Raw genomic sequence first — 19,336 nt, 5'->3', positions numbered from 1 at the left:
GTCTGAAAATTAATCCTTGAGCTGGACGCCCAGGCGTCCAGCGATTTCCTGAACATACTGCCAGGCGACGCGGCCCGAGCGTGAGCCGCGCGTCGTCGCCCATTCCAGCGCTTCGCGCCGCAGTTCGTCGTCCGGCATAACGATGCCGTAGTGCTTCACATAGCCCTGCACCATGGCGAGGAATTCATCCTGGCTGCAGCGGTGGAAGCCGAGCCACAGACCGAAGCGGTCCGACAGCGACACTTTCTCCTCGACCGCTTCGCCGGGATTGATCCCGGTCGAGCGCTCGTTCTCGATCATCTCGCGCGCCAGCAGGTGGCGGCGGTTCGAGGTCGCATAGAAGATCACGTTTTCCGGACGGCCTTCGATGCCGCCGTCGAGCACCGCCTTCAACGACTTGTAGCTGGTGTCGTCGTTGTCGAAGGACAGATCGTCGCAGAACAGCACAAAGCGATAGGACGAGGCGCGCGTGATCGCCATCAGTTCGGGCAGCGTCTCGATGTCTTCGCGGTGAATCTCGATGAGCTTGAGCGGCAGGCTCTTGCCGCGCTTGGCCAGCTCCACGTTGACCGACGCATGCGCCGCCTTCACCAGCGACGATTTGCCCATGCCGCGCGCGCCCCAGAGCAGGGCGTTGTTCGCCGGCAGGCTCTTGGCGAAGCGCTCGGTGTTTTCCATCAGCGTATCGCGCATGCGGTCGATGCCCTTGAGCAGCGACATTCCGACGCGGTTGACGTGCGGCACCGGCACGAGCTGGCCGTCCGGCTGCCAGACGAAGGCGTCGGCGGCGTCAAGGTCGATCTTCTTCTTCGCCGGCGGCGCCAGGCGCTCCAGCGCGTCGGCGATCCGGGCGAGCGCGGTGGCGCCAGCGAGCGAAGCGGCAGGGCCGGCCTTGGCCGGTACCTTGGCGACAGCGGCCTTGGCCGGATTCTTGGCCCTGGTCTTGGCGGCGGATTTGGAAGGCTTGGTCTTCGCCATGGCGGTGCTTTTCGGTGCTCGTACAAAAGTCGGGCTGCTCTTAGCGGGCAGGGGCGCAGGCCGCAACCGGAATGGGCCGGAAATGACTGAAAACGGCCATGATTCCCGGGTCTGGCAGCGTTGCAATTGGACGGGCGGCCGCTATAGTCCGCGCGAAATTCAAGGGAAATGAGCCGGATCGCGCCGGGCCACGCTAGGCGCCACCGTCAACCACGCAGGGGTTTTCAAGATGTTCTCGACGTCCGCTTTCGCGCAGGGTTTGGGAGGCGGTGGCGAGGGTGGCATGCTGATGTCGCTCCTGCCGTTCGTCCTCATCTTCGTCATCATGTACTTCCTGATCCTGCGCCCGCAGCAGAAGCGCGTGAAGGCGCATCAGGAGCTGGTCAAGAACGTGCGCCGCGGCGACACCGTCATCACCAATGGCGGCTTGGTCGGCAAGGTCACCAAGGTTGTCGATGACGACCAGATCGAAATCGAAATCGCCGACAACGTGCGCATCCGCCAGGTGCGGGGCATGATCAGCGACGTGCGCGCCAAGGGCGAGCCGGTGAAGGAAGAAGCCGCCAGCTGATCGCGTCTGCGATCAAGCTCGCCCGACATCAAGCCAGGACCTCATGCTTTATTTTACGCGGTGGAAGGCGGCGGCGATTGTGCTCACGGCGCTCGTCGTCTGCCTGTTTGCCGTTCCCAATTTCATTCCCACCCACGTCGTCGATACCTGGCCGAAATGGGCGCAGCGCCATCTCGTGCTGGGTCTCGATTTGCAGGGCGGGTCGCACATTCTGCTCGAAGTCGATTCGAACGCGGTGCGGAAGGAAAAGCTGGAGACCACGCGTGACGACGTGCGCCGGGTGCTGCGCGATGCCCGCGTCGGCTATACCGGCCTTGCCATTCGCGGCAACAGCGTCGAGGTCCGCATCCGTGAAGAAGCCAGCGTCGGCCAGGCGCTCACCAAGCTGCGCGAATTGTCGGTGCCGCTCGGCGGCCTGCTCGGCGGTTCCGGTCAGCGCAGTCTCGACGTGACCTCCGACAGCACGCTGATCCGTCTCACCGTGACCGACGCGGCGATGCTCGAGCGCATCCGCCAGTCGGTCGACCAGTCGATCCAGATCATCGAGCGCCGCGTCAACGAGCTCGGCACGGTCGAGCCGCTGATTCAGCGCCAGGGCAACGACCGCATCCTGGTCCAGGTGCCGGGTCTTCAGGATCCGTCCCGGCTCAAAGAACTGCTCGGCAAGACCGCCAAGCTCGATTTCCGCATGGTCGACGTCACCAACCAGGTCGAGCAGGCGCTGCAGGGCCGCGTGCCGTCGGATGACGATCTCTTGTACAGCGCCAGCCAGCCGAAGACGCCGTATCTCGTCGAGAAGCGCGTGCTGGTGTCCGGCGCCGATCTGACCGACGCTCAGCCGGGCTTTGATCAGCGGACCTCCGAGCCGATCGTCTCATTCCGTTTCAATACCTCCGGCTCGCGCAAATTCGCGCAGGTGACGCAGGAGAACGTCGGCAAGCCGTTCGCCATCGTGCTCGACAACGAGGTGATCTCGGCGCCCGTGATCCGCGAGCCGATCCTCGGCGGCTCGGGCCAGATCTCGGGCAGTTTCACGGTGCAGAGCGCCAACGACCTCGCCATCCTGCTCCGCGCCGGCGCGTTGCCGGCGCCGCTGACCATCATCGAGGAACGCACCGTCGGTCCGGGCCTGGGTGCGGACTCGATCGCCAAGGGCAAGATGTCGTCCTACGTCGGCGCCGCGCTGGTCATCCTCTTCATGCTGGTGACCTACGGCCTGTTCGGCCTGTTCGCCAATATCGCGGTGGCAATCAACGTCGCCATGATCTTCGGCGTGCTGTCGCTGCTCAACGCGACGCTGACGCTGCCGGGCATCGCCGGCATCGTGCTCACGGTCGGCATCGCGGTGGACTCGAACGTGCTGATCTATGAGCGCATCCGCGAGGAAGTGCGGGGCGGGCGCTCGCCGATCAACGCCATCGATGCCGGCTTCAGCCGCGCGCTGGCGACCATTCTCGACTCCAATATCACGACCTTCATTGCCGCTGCCGTGCTGTTCTATATCGGCACCGGTCCGGTGCGCGGCTTCGCCGTGACGCTCGGCATCGGCATTATCACCACCGTGTTCACTGCCTTCACCGTCACGCGACTCATGGTCGCGACCTGGGTGCGCTGGCGGCGGCCGCAGCACGTTCCGATCTGAGGCGGGGATTACATCATGCGTCTTCTCCGCATCGTTCCCGACAACACCAAGTTCGACTTCATGCGCTTCAGGCGCATCAGCTTTCCGCTGTCGGCTTTGCTGTCGATCATCGCGATCGTGCTGTATTTCTTCCACGGCCTGAATTTCGGCATCGACTTCAAGGGCGGCACCTTGATGGAGGTGCGCGAGACTGCCGGTCCCGCCGATCTCGCCAAGATGCGCGCCACGCTTGGCGCTCTCGGCCTCGGCGAAGTGCAGTTGCAGCAGTTCGGCGGCCCGAGCGAAGTCCTGATCCGCGTTGCCGAGCAGCCGGGCGGCGATGCCGCCCAGCAGCAGGCCGTGACCAAGGTGAAGGCCGCGCTCGGCGACCAGATCCAGTATCGCCGCGTCGAGGTGGTCGGTCCGCGTGTCTCCGGCGAGCTGTTGTCCTATGGCGTGATCGGCCTCGGCCTCGCCATCCTCTGCATTCTGATTTACCTGTGGTTCCGCTTCGAGTGGCAGTTCGCGCTCGGCGCCATGATCGCCAACGTGCACGACCTGGTGCTCACCATCGGCTTCATGTCGATGGCGCAGATCGATTTCGACCTCACCAGCATCGCGGCGCTGCTCACCATTCTCGGTTATTCGCTCAACGATACCGTGGTCATCTACGACCGTATCCGCGAGATGCTGCGCCGCTACAAGAAGATGCCGATGGCTGACCTGCTCAACGCCTCGGTCAATCAGACCCTGTCGCGCTCGGTCATCACCCACGTCACGGTGACGCTGGCGCTGTTTGCGTTGCTGCTGTTCGGCGGCCAGGCGATCCACTCGTTCACCGCCACCATGATGTTCGGCGTCGTGCTCGTCGGCACCTATACGTCGATCTTCATCGCCGCCCCGATCCTGATCTATCTCGGTGTCGGCACCGGCCGCGACGCGCTGTCGGCGGAGCCGGAGCCGGAGATCGTCAATCCGAATGCCATTCCGGCGCGGTTCGTCGAAGACACACCCAGCGACGAAGTGGCCGAAACGCCGGCGAAGCGGCCGGGCGGCAAGACCTCGGTCACCAACAAGCCGAAACCCAAAGGCCGCCGCTGACGATGGCGGATGACCTCGGCAGCGATGCGCCGCATCTGCCGACGCCAGCGCAGATCGAGGCTTACGGCAATGGCGGCTTCCGGTTCGGCGGCATGTCGCACCGCGGCTCGCTGCTCTGCTTTCCCGACGGCATGTGGGCCTGGCCGGTGGCGTCGATGGCCGATGTCAGCGAACGCACGCTGGCGCAGGTCTTCGCGCGGGGCGAGACGCTCGACGTATTCCTGATCGGCGCCGGCCGCGATCCGGCGCTGCTGCCGCAACGGCTGCGGGCCCTGTTCCACGACCATTCGATATCGGTTGACGTCATGACGACGGGCGCCGCCGTCCGCACCTATAACGTGCTGCTGGCCGAGAACCGCCGCGCCGGCGTTGGGCTGATCGCGGTCGACTAAGTTACAAGGCGCACGCCATGCCGAGTTCCGCCGATCATTGCGCTGCGCTGGTGCGCGAGGCTGACCGCGACCGCTATCTCGCGACCCTGTTCGCGCCCGAGGATAAGCGCGCGGCGCTGTTCGGGCTCTATGCCTTCGACATCGAGATCGCTCGGGTTCGCGACGTCGCGCGGGAGCCGATGCCGGGCGAGATCCGCCTGCAGTGGTGGCGCGAGGTGCTGGAGGGCAAGCGTGACGGCGAGGCGGCGGCGCACCCGGTCGCCTCCGCGCTGATCGACGGCCTCCGGCGCAGCAACATCAAGCCGGACCGCCTGACCGGCATCGTCGATGCGCACAGCTTCGACCTCTACGACGACCCGATGGGCACGCTGGACGTGCTCGACAACTACGCGGTGATGACGCGGTCGGCGCTGCTCGACGTCGCGATCGAGATGCTCGGCGGCGGCGGACCCGATGCGATGATGCTGATGCGCGGCGCCGGCATCGCCGCGACGGTGACCTGGATTCTGACCAACCTGGCCAAGCACGTGTCGCGGCGGCAGATGTTCGTGCCGCTGGAGGTGCTCGATCGCCATAAGGTCGATCTCGACGAGGTCTATGCCGGCAAGGTCAGCGATGCGTTCAAATCGGCGCTGGCTGAGTTGCGCCGGCACGCGCGCCGGCAGATGGCGGCGGCGCGCTCGGAGGTGCCGCACGTGCCGAAGTTGATCCTGCCGGCGCTGCTGCCGCTGGCGCTGATCGGCCCGACGCTGCGGCCGATGGACCGCCGCGGTTACGAGCCGTTCGACGTCGCGCCGTTATCGTCGCTGACGCGGCAATGGCTGATCTGGCGGGCGGCGCGCAATCCGCGAAGGATATTCGAAGCGTAAGTATCGGCGCGCTGCAGCAACCGCACAGACCGCGGGGACGAGCGGATTTTAGCGCGTCCGAGAAGCTACTCCGCCGCCTCGCTGCGTGTGCCATCGATCCACCGCGCGAGATCATCGAGCGCTCGGGCGCTCAGCGCGCCCTTGCGGGCAAGGTTTTTCGCCGAGCCGCGGCCGAACTTGCGGCCGTCCTTGTCGTACGTAACCGGATCGGCGATCGGCGGAAACAGGCCGAAATTGATGTTCATCGGCTGAAACGATGACGTGCCGGCGTCGATGGTTTCGATATGGCCGCCGGTGATGTGCGCGAGGAGAGCGCCGTGCGCCGTGGTCGGCGGCGGAGGCTCGAGCATCTCGCCGCGCCGTTCGGCGGCGGCAAAGCGCGCCGCCATCAGGCCGACCGCGGCGCTCTCGACATAACCTTCGCAGCCGGTGATCTGACCGGCAAAGCGCCAGGCTGGATAGGCCTTGAGCCGCAGCGTCTCGTCGAGCAGCTTCGGCGAATTGAGAAACGTATTGCGGTGCAGGCCGCCGAGGCGCGCGAAGTCGGCGTTCTCGAGGCCCGGGATGGTGCGGAAAATGCGCACCTGCTCGCCATGCTTCAGCTTGGTCTGGAAACCGACCATGTTGAACAGAGTGCCGAGCTTGTTGTCCTGACGCAGTTGCACGACGGCGTAGGACTTCACATCGGGCGAGCGCGGATTGGTCAGGCCGAACGGCTTCATCGGGCCGTGGCGCAAGGTCTCGCGGCCGCGCTCGGCCATCACCTCGATCGGCAGGCAGCCGCTGAAGTAGGGCGTGTTCGCTTCCCACTCCTTGAACGAGGTCTTGTCGCCGGCGATCAGCGCTTCGACAAAGGCGTCGTATTGCTCGCGCGACATCGGGCAGTTGATGTAGTCGGCGCCGGAGCCGCCGGGGCCGGCCTTGTCGTAGCGCGACTGGAACCAGGCCTTCTCCATGTCGATCGAGTCAGCGTGCACGATCGGCGCGATGGCGTCGAAGAAGGCGAGCTGCGTCTCGCCGGTGCGCTGCGCGATCGCGGCGGCGAGATCGGGCGAGGTGAGCGGGCCGGTGGCGATGATGACGCTGTCCCAGTCGGCCGGCGGCACCGCGACTTCGCCGCGCTCGAGCGTGATCAGCGGTTCGGCTTGCAGCGCCGCGGTGACGGCCGCGGAGAAGCCGTCGCGATCCACCGCCAGCGCGCCGCCGGCGGGGACTTGATGGCCGTCGGCCGCGCGCATGATCAGCGAGCCGAGCCGGCGCATCTCCTCGTGCAGCAGGCCGACCGCATTGTGCTCCTTGTGGTCGGAGCGGAACGAGTTGGAACAGACGAGTTCCGCATAGCCGTCGGTTTTATGCGCCGGTGTCTCGCGCTGCGGCCGCATCTCATGCAGGATCACGGGGATGCCGGCCCGGGCGAGTTGCCAGGCGGCTTCGGAGCCGGCTAATCCACCGCCGACGATGTGAATGGGCTGAAATTTGGCCGGGGTTGTGGGATTGCTCATAGGCAGGATCATTAGGCGCTCACGGCTTGAGCGGCAATGGCGGGTATTGGCATGAATTCAGGGACGAGGGCCGCGCTGGCCCTGGCATTTTCGCTCGTTGCGGCGGCGCCGGCCGCGGCCGGGCAGGACGCAGCCGCCGTAGCCGCGGCGGCTTATGGCGAACTGTCGATATCACCGCCGACGCCGTCGTTCATGACCGTGTGTCATGGCTTCGGCTGCCAATATCGCGCCGAGCTCGGCCTCACCCCCGCCGACCATGCCACGCTCAAGAAGCTGATGGCGGGGGGAAGCGGTTCCGCGGCGAAGGAGCGTCAGGCTGTGGCCGCGGCTGGGGCCTGGTTCGACAAGCGCATCGCCCAAGTCGCTGGCACGGCCGGGCACGTCGCCCGCGCCAATCGGGAATACATGTACGACAAGCGCCAGTTCGACTGTATCGACACCAGCCGCAACACGACGTCACTGCTGCTGCTGCTTCAGGAGCTGGGGCTGCTGCACTACCACACGGTCGACGCACCCCAAGCCCGCGGCCACATCTTCGATTTGAAGGCGCCGCATGCGACGGCGGTATTGCTGGAGAAGGAAACAGGCGTCAAATGGTCGGTCGATGCGTGGACGCGGGCCTATGGCCAGGCGCCGGAAATCATGACGCTCGATCGCTGGATGGAGTCGGACTGAAGCCGGTCCCCGGAATCGAAACGCCCGCGAAGTCGCGGGCGTTTAGTCAGTTGGGATATCTGAAGCGATACCCCGCTCAACCACCTTGCGGCAGTTAGGCCTGGCGAGCGGCGCCCCAGGCAGCGCGCTCGATTTCCGAGCGGTTCAGGCCGATATCGGCCAATTCGCGATCGTCGAGGCGCGAGAGCTCGCGGACGCTGCGGCTGTAACGCTTCCATTCCTGGACGAAGCGGACGAGGGCGGCAAACATGGTCATCTCTTTCTAGCTATTCGGTTCTGCGATCAGGGCTTCTGCTCGATCGGTGTGCCGCAAACATACTCATCCTTGCCCAGATGAGAAGCAGTAATGTTGCGGTGCAGCTAAGCAAAATTGCATGGCGTAAGCCACTGTTATACCGACATAAATGGTAGAAACCACAAAAGGCCGCCCGGTAGGCAGTGGAAACTCGTGCTCATCGTTTGTGCACCGCACCCGATTGCGTCGTCGCTGCGCCAAATACGTGCCGGTTTGGCCAATTTTTCGAGCTTTGCGAAACTGGGGCAGTGAATCAGACGGTTTTGCGACACGTTCTATGATGCGGCGCAATATCGACCTATGCGTTAACCGCATGTTAACAACAAGAGGGCCGGTTTCCCCCGGCTTTGGGCTCATATCCGGCGGTGTCGGGACTGTATAGGGTGCCGGCCGGGGGCAGGTCTTGCAGGGTGTATCCAATCCATCGCCGGACGATCTTGATCGCCGTCTGGTCGTCAGTGCGCTCGGTGTGGTCCAGATCCTCGCCTGGGGAACGTCGTTCTATTTTCCGGCGGTCTTTGCTGCACCGATTGTCGCTGATACCGGTTGGTCCCTGGGCATCGTCGTCTCAGGCACCTCGATCGGCCTGATGGTGGCGGGTCTGATTTCGCCGCAGGTTGGACGCCTCATCGATCGGAACGGCGCGCGTCCAGTCCTGGCCGCAAGTTCACTGTTGAACGCGGCAGGCCTGACCGGCGTCGCCTTTGCGCCCAACACGGCAATCTATCTCGTCGCCTGGGTGGTGATGGGCCTCGGCATGGGTAGCGGGCTTTACGATGCGGTCTTTGCAGCGCTGGGGCAGCGCTATGGCGATACGGCGCGTGGGCCCATCACCAACCTGACCTTGTTCGGCGGTTTCTCGAGTACGGTGTGCTGGCCGCTCAGCGCCTTCATGATCGAACACACCGGCTGGCGAACAGCCTGTCTCATCTATGCCGGGCTGCATCTCGTGCTGGCGCTGCCGCTGCAACTGACGGTGACACCAAAGCGGGTGACGCCGCCGCGCGCGACGGGCGACGAGACATCCGCCGATGTTCAGCGCGCGTCGCCGCCGATCAGAAACGAACGGCTCCTATTCACGCTCGTCGCGACGGTCCTGTCATTCGCCGCGGGCATCGGTGCCATCGTCATCGTGCATTTCATGATCTTCCTTCAGGCGAAGGGCGTCGCAGCAGCCGCGGCTGTCAGCTACGGCACGCTGTTCGGCCCGGCGCAGGTTGGCGCTCGTGTTGTCGAACGACTGTTCGGCACCGGGTATCATCCCGTCTGGACCATGATCGGATGCTGCGTGCTGATGGCGCTTGGACTCGGTCTGCTGGCCGGCGGCTTCCCGTATCTGGTCCTGACCATTCTCATTTACGGCGCCGGTTACGGTATCTCTTGGGTCGGCCGCGGCACCCTGCCTCTCGCGCTGTTCGGGCCGGTCCGTTTTCCGCGGCTGATGGGCAAAATTGCCTTTCCCAGCCTGATCGTGCAGGCCTTGGCGCCATCGGCTGGCGCGCTGATGATCGAACGGTTCGGAGCCGATGCGACCATCGGCTTATTGACCGGGCTGGCCCTGATCAATGTTGTGCTGATCGGCTTGGTGTGGCTTTTGTACCGGGCGCAACGACCTACGGAATGGTAATAATGCTCCCGCTGCAAACGCTCTATTTTGAAGATCTCACTGTCGGGCAGACCGAGAAGCTGTCCAAGCAGGTATCGTCGTCGGATGTGGTCGGCTTTGCCGAAATCAGCGGCGACCGCAATCCAATCCATCTATCGGAGCATTTCGCGGCGCAGACGCCGTTCGGCACCCGCATCGCGCACGGCCTCTACACCGCAAGCCTGATCTCGGCGGTGCTCGGCACGCGGCTGCCGGGCCCCGGCGCCATTTATATCTCGCAGACTCTGAACTTCCGCGCGCCGGTGAAGATCGGCGACACCGTCGATGTCATCGTCTCGGTGGCCGAGCTGCTACCCGAAAAGTCCCGCGCCCGCCTGGCCTGTACCTGCCGGGTCGGGGACGACGTCGTGCTTGACGGCGAAGCCTGGGTGAAGGTGCCATCGAAAGAGCAGGGCGGCCGCCCGTTGCCGCGCGTTTGACGCCCGCGAGCCCGAGGTTCGATCAGGGCCTGCGAGGCGGATGCTCTTGGGGCGAGAAAAAGGCAGCCCCGCGTCGTATGCTAGGTTCTGCACGCGGAGGACGTCGGGTCACGGGCCGCTCACGGAGGCTTTAGCGGTTATCTCCGGGCCCTTGTGCTACCGCCTTCCTATGACAGCGAGTGAGGTCAGGCGCAGTGCGATGAGAGTTTCGACTTTTGAACTTTGGCGCGACCGCCGCGGCCGCGTTTCGGCGCTGCGTATCGTCGCCCTCGTGCTGTTGTTGTTTCCGCTGGCGAAGGCCCTCGTCGATGCCGGCGCCATCGCTCACGGCGCGCGGCCGCTCAATGATCTGATCCATCGCGCCGGGTTCTGGACCCTGGTGCTGCTCGGCGTCACGCTGGCGATCACGCCATTCCGCCGCATCGGCCGTTACGGCAATCTCATTGATGTGCGGCGTATGATCGGCGTTGGCACGTTCTGCTACGCGGCCGCGCATCTGGCGCTCTACATTGCCGATCAGGGCTATGATCTCGCCAAGGTGGTGCACGAGATCACGCACCGGGTCTATCTCATCATCGGCATCATCGCGTGGATCGGGTTGGCGGCGCTGGCGGCGACCTCGACCGACACGATGATGCGCAGACTCGGCGGGCTGCGCTGGCGCCGGCTGCATCAGGCGATCTACGTCATCGCTCTGCTGGCGCTGATCCACTACTTCCAGCAGACCAAGGCCGATGTCACGGTGCCGATCTTCGTCGCCGGGCTATTCGGCTGGCTCATCGCGTATCGCGCGATGGCGTGGTGGCAGGACCGAAACGAGCTATCGACTTTGAGCCTGTTCGCTCTCGCCATCATTGTCGCGGCGCTGACATTCGCCGGTGAGGCGATCGGCATTGCCATCGAATTCCACATCTCGCCACTGCGCGTGTTGGCCACGGCCTTCGACTTCGATATCGGTATCCGGCCGGGCTGGGAAGTTCTGGCGGCGGGCATCGCCGTGACGGTGCTCGATTTCGTGCGTTCGCGCTGGGGCACGCGGGTGGCGCGGTCGCGGCCGGTCGCTGCTGAATAAAGGACGGGGGACGATATGACATTTGCCGTCGTGGCGCATGGCGCGTGGAGTTCGGCCTGGGCCTGGAAGAAGATGTATCCGCTGCTGGAGCCGCGCGGCATTCATCTCATCATTCCGACGCTGACTGGACTCGGTCAGCGCAGTCATCTGGCGCATCCCGGCATCGATCTCGAGACGCATATCACCGATGTGATGGCCTGCCTGTTCTATAACGAACTGAGAGACGTCTGCCTGATCGGGCATTCGTATGGCGGCATGGTCGCGACCGGCGTTGCCGACCGAGCCAGAGACCGCATTGCCAAGCTGATCTATGTCGATGCCTTCGTGCCACGCGATGGCCAAAGCGCTTTTGACTGCATGCCTGAATCGACGCGGGCTCAACGCCAGTCCGGCGCCAAGGACAGTGCCGACGGCTGGCGCATTCCGCCCGGGCCGATGCCTGCCGACACCTCTGCCGAAGATCAGGCCTGGTGCGCGCCGCGCCGCGTCCCGCAGCCGCTGAAGACCTTCGAGCAGAAGCTCAAATTCCAGAACGGCGAATTGACGCTGCCGCGGCATTACATCTATTGCACGAGGCACACGCCGGATGATCGGTTCCGGCCGTTCTACGAGCGCGTACAGAAGGAAGCGGGCTGGACCGCGCATGAGATCGGGTCCAGCCACAATCCGCACATCACCGTGCCGGAGGCTTACGCCGATCTGCTGTCGAAACTGGCAGTGTGACGGCGCCCGTTTTGCGCCAGATCAAGATAAGGCGGCCGCCCGCCTCATAGCCTCGCCTTCGTGCCCCAACGCGCACTTAGGGCGGAGCAGGGAATGGCCCGGATTGTCGTCATCGTCGGTACGCCGCTTCAGGACAGCTATTGCGAGGCTATCGGGCGGGCCTATCAGCGCGGCGCCGAGAGTTCTGGTCACGAGGTGCGGCTCTTCGTCCTCGGCGAGATGAATTTCGAACCCGTGCTGCGTGAGGGCTATCGTCACGAGCAGCCGCTCGAGCCGGATCTCGTGGCCGCCCGCGAAGCCTTCATCGCCGCAGGCCACGTCGTGCTGATCTTTCCGCTGTGGTGCGGCGACATGCCGGCCATCATGAAAGGCTTTATCGAACGCATTCTGCAACCCGATCTGCTCCGCATCCAGAGAAGCGGCGGCCGGGAGAGCTGGAAGCTGTTCAAGAACAAGTCGGCCCATGTCATCATGACAATGGGCATGCCGGGCTGGTTCTACCGCTGGTACTTCGGCGCCCACGCGCTCAAGCTGATGAAGCGCAACATCTTGCATTTCATCGGCATCAAGCCGGTCCGTTCCACCATCTTCGGCACGATCGAGGCGGTCGGCGACGACAAGCGCAAAGAATGGCTGCGCACGGTCGAAGCCATGGGCCACGCGGTGGAGTAGTTATGCCTGCTCGCGGCTTGCGGCCGGCAGCGCGGCGGTCTTCCGCTCCGGCCACACCGGTTTGAAATGCGCCGCTGCGTCGATCAGCGGATTGACCAGTTCGCCCTTCACCGTGTGGGCGTCGCGATGGTCGGTCACCCCGAATTCAAGCGCTTCCCGTTGTTTCGACGGGATGTACAGCGTGCCGAACATCCAGTCCCATAGCGCCAGACAACTTCCGAAGTTCTTGTTGAAGTGCCGCGGATCGGCCGAGTGATGCACCTGATGGTGCGCGGGCGAAATCAGAATGCGGCCCCATACGCCGCGGAACGCGATCCACATATGCGAGTGCTGTAAATGCACATAGGAGTGGATGAACAGCACGAGGATCATGTTGGTGTCGGACAGCGCATATTGCGGCAACGTCGCCCCGAACAAGTAGTGCCCAGCGCCATTGGCAATCGCCGCCGCGAAGGCGAGGATATTGGCGAAGATCCAGGCATAGACCGGGTGGACGCGGAAATTGGTCAGCGGCGTCAGCACCTCGGCGCTGTGATGGACCTTATGGAATTCCCATAGCAGCGGCACCTTGTGGCTGAGCCAGTGATTGAACCAGTAGCCGAGCTCGTAGGCCAGAAACAGCATCACGGTGATGACGGTGCGCTGCAGCCATGACGGCCCCATGCTCGGCTCTGTCGGTCCGAACAGCGCGACGGCGCCCTGCATGACGCCGTTCGAGATCGTCTGGTAAGACAGCACGGCCCAGCCGAACACGATGCCGAAAACGAAGACGTTGAAAAACATGTAGCCGATGTCGGCCTGGTTCGATTTTGCCGCAACGATCCGCTTCGGGAACAGGGCACGCCAGATCGTGCGCCAGCGCAGCTTGCGTCCGCGCCTGAGCCGCTGTGCGGCAAAGAACGCGGTGGCGATGAGCAGAGCCATGCCGAGCGACGTCAGCGAGAAATGAGAACCGAGCGAGAACAGCAATTTCTCGCACTGCCCGAGAAAAAATTGCACGCCTGCGGCCAAGTCCAACACACGCTCCCGGGATCGTCGATCCGGGCCAATGTCTTACCGAAACGTAAAGATAGCGTTAGGCCGGCCGCCTCGGCGCTGTGCTTAACGGAAGGTTGCCGGTGTGTGGGGGCGCCGTCTACCCGACGAGCCCGGAATACTCCGGATGCTTGTCGATATAGGCCTTCACGAACGGGCACAACGGTTTCACCTTGATGCCCTCGGCACGGATCAGTTCCATGAGGCCGTGCGCCAGCGCGGTGCCGATGCCGCGCCCACCCAGTTCCTTGGGCACTTCGGTGTGAACGATGGTGATCATGCCGGCTTCGCGCTTGTACTCGGAGAAGGCAAGGTGACCGTCAGCCTCAAGTTCGAAGCGGTGGCGGTCCTTGTTGTCGGTGACGGCGTATTGCATGTGCGGAAGTTTCCTGCGGCGAGCCGAGCGGGCAATCGATATGATGCACGGCAGCCTATCACGCCCAAGCCTTGCTTCGCCAATGCCGGAGATCTCCCATGACCGACCTCATGCTGTATCACGCCTCACCGTCGCGCTCGTCGGTCACGCTGTGGATGCTCGAAGAGCTAGGCCAGCCTTACGACCTCAAGCTGCTGAGCCTGGAGAAGGGCGAGAACCGGCAGCCCGATTATCTGGCCATCAATCCGATGGGCAAGGTGCCGGCGTTGCGCCACAAGGAGACGATCATCACCGAAGTGGCGGCGATCTGCACCTATCTCGCCGACGAGTTTCCGCAAGCAGGCTTGAATGTGCCGATCGGTACGCCGCAGCGCGGCGTCTATCTCAAGTGGCTGTTCTTCGGGCCGGGTTGTCTCGAGCCGGCGGCGATCGATCGCGCAGCGCCGCGCAAGGAAGAGCCGCGGCGGGCGATGCTCGGCTATGGCGACTACGACACGACGATGAATGTTATCGCGCAAGCGGTCGCCAAGGGGCCTTGGCTGATGGGCGAGCAATTCACCGCCGCCGATGTCGTGATCGGCGCCAACCTGCGCTGGGGGATGACGTTCAAGCTCTTTCCGGAGCGACCGGAATTCACCGCTTATGCGGCGCGGATCGCAACGCGTCCGGCTGCACAGCGCGCCGACGCCAAAGACAAGGCTCTGGCGTCGCGCTGAGCGAGCAGCCGATCAGCTGGCGGCTCTGAGACGCTGGATGTCAACGGCGGCAGCGGGACCGTTCTGCGGGTGACCGTTGGTGTTGGCGGCGCCCTGCGGCGTGCCGCCCTGAGCCTGCTTGGCGAGGGCCTTGCGATATTCCTCGTTGATCGCCAGCAGGTAGTTGATCACGAACTGGCGAACCGCGGACGACAGGTTGGCATTGCCGCGGTTCATTTCGATGTCGGCCAGCAGCGAGGGCGTCGATACCTGCCGCTCGGCGGCGATGCTGCGCAGCGCATTCCAGAACGCGTCTTCGAGACTGACGCTGGTCTTGCGGCCCTTGATCAGGACCGATCGTTTCACAATACCGCTATCCATTTTTCTCATCCATTCAATCGAGGTCGGACTCGCGCCGACGTGTTGCGGTACATCTGATCGATGGATGGAACCGGCGCTAGCCGGCGAAAATTACGGCAATGACGAAAATATGACGGCCCGAGAAACGCGACGTCAGAATGTGAAGTCGCGCCGGGTGCGATTTACCGCATGGACGCGGAACACCGGCAAATTCGATCACGACGCAATGTCGCGTCGCTCGATTTGACGAAATAGTGCCGGGGCATGGGGGCGTTTAGATCGAAACTTTTTTCGGCCGCGCATTTTCGGCGACGATCTTGAGCCGGTTTTCCTTGCGCGTTGGAAAAACGCCGGCTTCGCCGCTCGGCAGGACGAAAAAATCGACGCCGCCGGCCGACAGGGCGTCCTTGATCAGCAGCAGGGCGGGGGCGGCGCCGCGGTTGAAGCCTTCGTGGGCCTCGATCCGCCGCAGCGCGCCGGTCGAAATGCCGGTGCGGTCTGCGAGATCTTTCACAGACCAGTTCAGAATGCCGCGCGCCGCCCTGATCTGCGCGGCGGTGAGGATGCCGGGTTCGGCTTGCACGGCCGACTGTTCCTGATTGATCAGAAGCGACAGGCCGACCCACTCGCGCACCGAGCCGTCGTCATTGACGATCGGCGAGCAGTAATGCCGGCGCCAGTGATAGCTGTCGTCCTCGCCGAGGACGCGCAGGTCCAGGGTGAAGCTGCGGACGTGGTGGGGCGCCTCCGCCCAGGCGGTGCGGGCGCGGGCGACGTCGTCGGGGTGGACCCGCGTCAGCCAGTTGAAGCCCAGCCAGGTGCCGGGCACGGAGCGGCTGTTGGCGCTGCGCAGCAAGAGGTCGGTGCGGAAGCCGTCCGACCGGGCGGTCCAGAGCCGGCCGTCGATCGCCGTCATGATGGCGCGGACCCGTTCGGAATCGACCTGGGAGGCCCGCATGGTTTCGGCATGGAGGGTGACATCCACCAGCACGCCGATGGCGCGGGTCTTGCGGCCGGAGGCGTCGACCACGACCTCGCCATGGATCGACAGATGGCGCACCCGGCCGTTGGGATGGATGACCCGGAAATTGCGGTCGAAGGGCAGGCCGTCGGCGATGATGTGCTGGATCTCGGCGATCACCGGCATGTCGTCGGGATGCGTGACCTGCTCCAGCGTGGAAAAGCGCATCGCCTCGCCATCGGCGCGAGGCGCTCGCGACGACAGCCCGACGAGGCGCAGCATGTTGCTCGAGCAGGTCATGGCGCCGGTCGCCAGATCGACCTGCCAGAGGCCGAAATGCGCGACTTCTTCCGCGAGCTGGAAAGTGTCGCGAACAGCATTGTCGCCGGTAAATAGGAGCAGCATCAGCGCCCTCAGCCGTCGGCCCCGAACAGGGTCGCAGAAACCAAGAGTCCCGGCAACAAAAACTGATGGGCGGGTGGTAATTAGGTCAGCGCCGCTGTCGAAATTTATCCTTTCAGCGATGCGGTGCGACAAATTTTGTTTTGCACCGCAATAAAACAAACACGCGACCGGTCGAAAACCGGCCGCTGAAGGGCGGGGATGGGGAGGCGGGCGGCCTAGATTTCGCGGGCCGGCTCGTGCGCCAGCGGCGACTGCCGGGCTACCAGGGGGCTGCGCCACTCGCGCGGCAGCGCCTTGCCGACCAGCCAGGCGAGCGGCGCGCCGACGAACATGCCGGCGGCGGTGAGGCCGGCGATCCACAGGCCGGCGTTCGGCATCATCGGCGGAAACAGCGTGGCGGCATAGACCGCGGCGGTGAAGCTGATGACGCAGAAACACGAATAGAACAGGAGAGCGATTTGCACCCGTGCCAGGGACGTCATGGGCCGACCTCGTTTCCTCGTTTCGCTTTGTCTTTGCGACTTGTTTATTCCGCGAGCGCCACAAAAGGCGTGATGCTTCACGTGTTATGCATATGATGGGAGCATTGCCGCGCCGGCGCAAGACCATGCGTGAATGGAAGGCGATACCGCCACGCGCGGGCGCGCAGGCCTAATCGGCGGCGAAGGTCGTGGCGCTGCGCACGCCCAGCCCCTGCATGAAGTTCTCGCGGATCAGCACCGGGTCGCGGTGGGTCTGGCCGTGCGGCTGGTCATTGTCGGTCTTGGCTGCGATCAGCGTCTTCTCGCCGCCGGCAATGGCTTTCGTCACCTGCGCCTCGAAATCCTCGGGCGAGCGCGCCCACAGGCTCTGCTTGATGCCGCAGCCGCGCGCGACATCGACGATGTCGGCGACGCCGGCGGTGGCAGTCGGCTGGCTGCCGGTGATCTGGTAGCTCTGATTGTCCCAGACGATCATCGTCAGATTGCGCGCCTTGTGCGCGGCGATGGTGGCGAGGGCGCCGAGCTGCATCAGCAGTGAGCCGTCGCCTTCGAGCCCGATGACGTGGCGCTGCGGCTGCGCGATGGCGACGCCGAGCGCGATCGGAAACGCCAGCCCCATACTGCCGAGCATGTAGAAGTTCTGCGGCCGGCGGCCCGCCGCCCACAGATCGAAATTGGTGTTGCCGATGCCGGCGACGATGGCCTCGTCGTTCTTCAACAGCCGAACCAGGCGCTGCGACAGGTCGAAGCGGTTCATGACCTGAACGGGGACGTTGCCGATGGTGATGGTCTGCGTCATGCCGGGCTCGCTCACAATACCTTGCCGCCGGTGAGCAGCGGCGACAGGATCAACGTCGCCGGGCTCTGCGTCATCACCGCCTGCTTGATCGAGCGGTCGAGAATGAAATCGAACTCGTCGATGCGCGTCACGGTGTGATGCTCGGTGGCGAGCGACTCCAGCACCGGGCGCATGGTGCGGCAGACCAGGGCCTGGCCGACATTGAATTCGCCGAGCGTGCCGCGCTCCGAGACGATGAGGATTGCCGGGACCTGGTACGGCACCAGCAGCGAGGCGATGACATTGGGCAGCGTGGCAAAGCCGCTGGTCTGCATCAGCACCGCGCCGCGCACGCCGCCCATCCAGGCGCCGGTGACGATACCGGCCGCTTCTTCCTCGCGGGTCGCGACGATGACCTCGAAATAGGGATCGGCCTGCAGGCCCTTGATCAGCGGCGCCAGCACGCGATCCGGCACGTAGGTGATGAGTTTGACCTCGTTGCGCTTGAGCGCCGCGATCGCGATGTCGAACCAGGACGAGGGAGCCGTTTCCGCCATATGCCGTCTTTCTGGGGACGCCGACGGGGTCGAGCCCGCGGCGCCGGTCAGGACGGCTTTGGTGCCTTCGAACGGCGGATAATGCAAGCCGCGGCGGGCGGCGCGCGCCAGTTGCGGGCTCAGCCGACCAGCAGCGACGGCCAGAACGCCTTGACCGCTTCCTGCTCCTCTTCCGGGCCGATGGCGGCCGGGCATTCGGTGGCGAAGCGGTGGCCGCAACCGGCGCAGGTCCAGCCGTAACGGATCATGCCGCGCTTGCTCAGATAGTCGGCATGATCCGGCGCCACCGGCGCCTCGCCGCACCGGTCGCAGACGACGCGCTGGAACGTGCCGTTCGGTGCGGCGGCGAGTGTCATCGTGGCGGACATGGCGGACTCCATCATGCGTGACGTGGCTGGTCCTGTAGGTGTCTTTCCCGGTTTCGCGGAACCCTAGCGAACGACACGGACGCGGCGGTTGCGCTGGATCAAACAGCGGTGCTGACACTTCGCCGCAGGCGCCATCAAGGCACGCCATGATGACGGTGCGATGAAGCGCCGGCGACAGCGGAGTACCTGCCGCACTTTCGCACTGCATCATCCCGCCTTGCGGGCGCGGCCGCGCCGCGTCTTGCGGCCGTCGAGCGAAAGCTCGGCGACCTTGGCCGGCGGCAACAGCGGCAGATAGATGGCGAGGCATTGCTTCGGCTCGCCGCAGCAGGCCCTGGTGCGGCGGCACAGCTTGCGCGAACACATCTGCGGCGCGCGCACGATGTGCGCGAGTTGGCGCCGCGCGGCGACGAGCGACAGATCGCCGGCCGTTGCCGTGTTCTGTTGCGGCGCGGGCAGCCGGTCGAGCAGACCGTCGACGCGGTCGAGCAGTTTGCCGGTGAGCTGGTCGAAGCGGGCGCGTTGCTGTTGCTTGAGTTCGGCGGCGCGGCGTGCCTCCGTGTCGTGCTTGTCGCGCATCAGGTTCTGTTCGCGATAGTAATCGGCGAGATGCGGGCTCGGTTCGGAGGGATCGGTCGGCATGGGCAAAGCTCCTGGGTCCTAGCTGCGTGGGCAAAGTCGTGGGGGCCGGTTGTCTGCGGGCGTGCTTCGGCGTTGCCGCGGCGCAAATGCGCCCGGGCTTTGACCTCTTGCCCCCGCCTTG

The 19,336-nt window shown here is 64.6% G+C and carries 24 protein-coding genes; 12 read left to right on the top strand and 12 right to left on the bottom strand.

Annotated elements, in window-relative coordinates; genetic code table 11:
* Positions 1 to 9: 9 nt before the first annotated feature.
* On the bottom strand, positions 10 to 978 hold the full coding sequence (locus ASD45_RS10075; protein ID WP_056911366.1) for an ATP-binding protein: 969 nt from the start codon (positions 976 to 978) through the stop codon (positions 10 to 12).
* Positions 979 to 1,207: 229 nt separating this feature from the next.
* On the opposite strand from ASD45_RS10075, the gene yajC reads away from it, so the two are divergent.
* Genes yajC through ASD45_RS10050 form a run of 5 tightly spaced genes read left to right on the top strand, consistent with a single transcriptional unit; the run spans position 1,208 to position 5,532 of the window.
* Complete coding sequence (gene yajC / locus ASD45_RS10070) at positions 1,208 to 1,549, top strand: preprotein translocase subunit YajC (RefSeq protein ID WP_056911365.1); 342 nt, start codon at positions 1,208 to 1,210, stop codon at positions 1,547 to 1,549.
* Between the two features lie 43 nt (positions 1,550 to 1,592).
* Entirely contained in the window at positions 1,593 to 3,191 is a 1,599-nt protein-coding gene (gene secD / locus ASD45_RS10065) for a protein translocase subunit SecD (RefSeq protein WP_056911364.1), read from the top strand.
* A 15-nt stretch (positions 3,192 to 3,206) separates the two neighbouring features.
* Positions 3,207 to 4,271 (top strand): protein translocase subunit SecF, encoded by a 1,065-nt coding sequence (gene secF, locus ASD45_RS10060; protein ID WP_082540758.1) that lies wholly within the window; start codon positions 3,207 to 3,209, stop codon positions 4,269 to 4,271.
* Positions 4,272 to 4,273: 2 nt separating this feature from the next.
* Positions 4,274 to 4,663 carry an MTH938/NDUFAF3 family protein gene (locus tag ASD45_RS10055; RefSeq protein ID WP_056911363.1) on the top strand — a complete coding sequence of 130 codons (390 nt, stop codon included), beginning with the start codon at positions 4,274 to 4,276 and terminating at the stop codon, positions 4,661 to 4,663.
* A 17-nt stretch (positions 4,664 to 4,680) separates the two neighbouring features.
* Positions 4,681 to 5,532 (top strand): phytoene/squalene synthase family protein, encoded by an 852-nt coding sequence (locus ASD45_RS10050; protein ID WP_056911362.1) that lies wholly within the window; start codon positions 4,681 to 4,683, stop codon positions 5,530 to 5,532.
* Between the two features lie 65 nt (positions 5,533 to 5,597).
* On the opposite strand, the gene trmFO is transcribed toward ASD45_RS10050, so the two are convergent.
* The gene (trmFO, locus tag ASD45_RS10045; protein WP_056912692.1) at positions 5,598 to 7,034 is read right to left on the bottom strand and encodes a methylenetetrahydrofolate--tRNA-(uracil(54)-C(5))-methyltransferase (FADH(2)-oxidizing) TrmFO; all 1,437 of its coding nucleotides are present in this window, start codon (positions 7,032 to 7,034) and stop codon (positions 5,598 to 5,600) included.
* Positions 7,035 to 7,085: 51 nt separating this feature from the next.
* On the opposite strand from trmFO, the gene ASD45_RS10040 reads away from it, so the two are divergent.
* Positions 7,086 to 7,709 (top strand): hypothetical protein, encoded by a 624-nt coding sequence (locus ASD45_RS10040; protein WP_082540757.1) that lies wholly within the window; start codon positions 7,086 to 7,088, stop codon positions 7,707 to 7,709.
* 94 nt (positions 7,710 to 7,803) lie between these two features.
* On the opposite strand, the gene ASD45_RS23020 is transcribed toward ASD45_RS10040, so the two are convergent.
* Positions 7,804 to 7,959, bottom strand: coding sequence for a DUF1127 domain-containing protein (locus tag ASD45_RS23020; protein WP_082540950.1), 156 nt, complete (start codon positions 7,957 to 7,959; stop codon positions 7,804 to 7,806).
* Positions 7,960 to 8,407: 448 nt separating this feature from the next.
* Here ASD45_RS23020 and ASD45_RS10035 point away from each other — a divergent pair, with 448 nt between their 5' ends.
* The 5 genes from ASD45_RS10035 (at position 8,408) to ASD45_RS10015 (ending at position 12,556) form a co-directional block, all read left to right on the top strand.
* Positions 8,408 to 9,631 carry an MFS transporter gene (locus ASD45_RS10035; RefSeq protein ID WP_244485277.1) on the top strand — a complete coding sequence of 408 codons (1,224 nt, stop codon included), beginning with the start codon at positions 8,408 to 8,410 and terminating at the stop codon, positions 9,629 to 9,631.
* A 2-nt stretch (positions 9,632 to 9,633) separates the two neighbouring features.
* Positions 9,634 to 10,089 carry a 3-hydroxybutyryl-CoA dehydratase gene (croR, locus tag ASD45_RS10030; protein ID WP_056911360.1) on the top strand — a complete coding sequence of 152 codons (456 nt, stop codon included), beginning with the start codon at positions 9,634 to 9,636 and terminating at the stop codon, positions 10,087 to 10,089.
* Positions 10,090 to 10,288: 199 nt separating this feature from the next.
* On the top strand, positions 10,289 to 11,161 hold the full coding sequence (locus ASD45_RS10025) for a ferric reductase-like transmembrane domain-containing protein (RefSeq protein WP_056911359.1): 873 nt from the start codon (positions 10,289 to 10,291) through the stop codon (positions 11,159 to 11,161).
* A 15-nt stretch (positions 11,162 to 11,176) separates the two neighbouring features.
* On the top strand, positions 11,177 to 11,884 hold the full coding sequence (locus ASD45_RS10020) for an alpha/beta hydrolase (protein ID WP_056911358.1): 708 nt from the start codon (positions 11,177 to 11,179) through the stop codon (positions 11,882 to 11,884).
* Positions 11,885 to 11,977: 93 nt separating this feature from the next.
* On the top strand, positions 11,978 to 12,556 hold the full coding sequence (locus ASD45_RS10015) for an NAD(P)H-dependent oxidoreductase (protein ID WP_056911357.1): 579 nt from the start codon (positions 11,978 to 11,980) through the stop codon (positions 12,554 to 12,556).
* Here ASD45_RS10015 and ASD45_RS10010 read toward each other — a convergent pair whose 3' ends face one another.
* Both ASD45_RS10010 and ASD45_RS10005 read right to left on the bottom strand, forming a co-directional pair.
* Positions 12,557 to 13,573, bottom strand: a complete 1,017-nt coding sequence (locus ASD45_RS10010; RefSeq protein WP_056911356.1) for a sterol desaturase family protein — start codon at positions 13,571 to 13,573, stop codon at positions 12,557 to 12,559.
* A gap of 118 nt (positions 13,574 to 13,691) precedes the next feature.
* On the bottom strand, positions 13,692 to 13,967 hold the full coding sequence (locus tag ASD45_RS10005; RefSeq protein ID WP_056911355.1) for a GNAT family N-acetyltransferase: 276 nt from the start codon (positions 13,965 to 13,967) through the stop codon (positions 13,692 to 13,694).
* Positions 13,968 to 14,065: 98 nt separating this feature from the next.
* Between ASD45_RS10005 and ASD45_RS10000 the strand changes: the two genes are divergently transcribed.
* Positions 14,066 to 14,683 (top strand): glutathione S-transferase family protein, encoded by a 618-nt coding sequence (locus tag ASD45_RS10000; RefSeq protein ID WP_056911354.1) that lies wholly within the window; start codon positions 14,066 to 14,068, stop codon positions 14,681 to 14,683.
* A 12-nt stretch (positions 14,684 to 14,695) separates the two neighbouring features.
* Here ASD45_RS10000 and ASD45_RS23015 read toward each other — a convergent pair whose 3' ends face one another.
* The 7 genes from ASD45_RS23015 to ASD45_RS09965 form a co-directional block, all read right to left on the bottom strand.
* Positions 14,696 to 15,043 carry a ribbon-helix-helix domain-containing protein gene (locus ASD45_RS23015; protein WP_244485275.1) on the bottom strand — a complete coding sequence of 116 codons (348 nt, stop codon included), beginning with the start codon at positions 15,041 to 15,043 and terminating at the stop codon, positions 14,696 to 14,698.
* 253 nt (positions 15,044 to 15,296) lie between these two features.
* Positions 15,297 to 16,388, bottom strand: a complete 1,092-nt coding sequence (locus ASD45_RS23695; protein WP_056911353.1) for a PAS domain-containing protein — start codon at positions 16,386 to 16,388, stop codon at positions 15,297 to 15,299.
* Between the two features lie 215 nt (positions 16,389 to 16,603).
* Positions 16,604 to 16,870 (bottom strand): hypothetical protein, encoded by a 267-nt coding sequence (locus ASD45_RS23690; RefSeq protein WP_056911352.1) that lies wholly within the window; start codon positions 16,868 to 16,870, stop codon positions 16,604 to 16,606.
* Positions 16,871 to 17,039: 169 nt separating this feature from the next.
* The gene (locus ASD45_RS09980) at positions 17,040 to 17,669 is read right to left on the bottom strand and encodes a thiamine pyrophosphate-dependent enzyme (protein WP_056911351.1); all 630 of its coding nucleotides are present in this window, start codon (positions 17,667 to 17,669) and stop codon (positions 17,040 to 17,042) included.
* An 11-nt stretch (positions 17,670 to 17,680) separates the two neighbouring features.
* Complete coding sequence (locus ASD45_RS09975) at positions 17,681 to 18,205, bottom strand: thiamine pyrophosphate-binding protein (protein ID WP_056912690.1); 525 nt, start codon at positions 18,203 to 18,205, stop codon at positions 17,681 to 17,683.
* Between the two features lie 119 nt (positions 18,206 to 18,324).
* The gene (locus tag ASD45_RS09970) at positions 18,325 to 18,573 is read right to left on the bottom strand and encodes a hypothetical protein (protein WP_156380793.1); all 249 of its coding nucleotides are present in this window, start codon (positions 18,571 to 18,573) and stop codon (positions 18,325 to 18,327) included.
* Between the two features lie 207 nt (positions 18,574 to 18,780).
* Positions 18,781 to 19,215, bottom strand: coding sequence for a hypothetical protein (locus tag ASD45_RS09965; RefSeq protein WP_056911349.1), 435 nt, complete (start codon positions 19,213 to 19,215; stop codon positions 18,781 to 18,783).
* Between the last annotated feature and the right edge of the window lie 121 nt (positions 19,216 to 19,336).

Origin of the sequence: Pseudolabrys sp. Root1462 (genome assembly GCF_001426945.1) — a bacterium.
Lineage (GTDB): Bacteria > Pseudomonadota > Alphaproteobacteria > Rhizobiales > Xanthobacteraceae > Pseudolabrys.
This window is presented reverse-complemented; position numbering and strand designations above follow the sequence as displayed.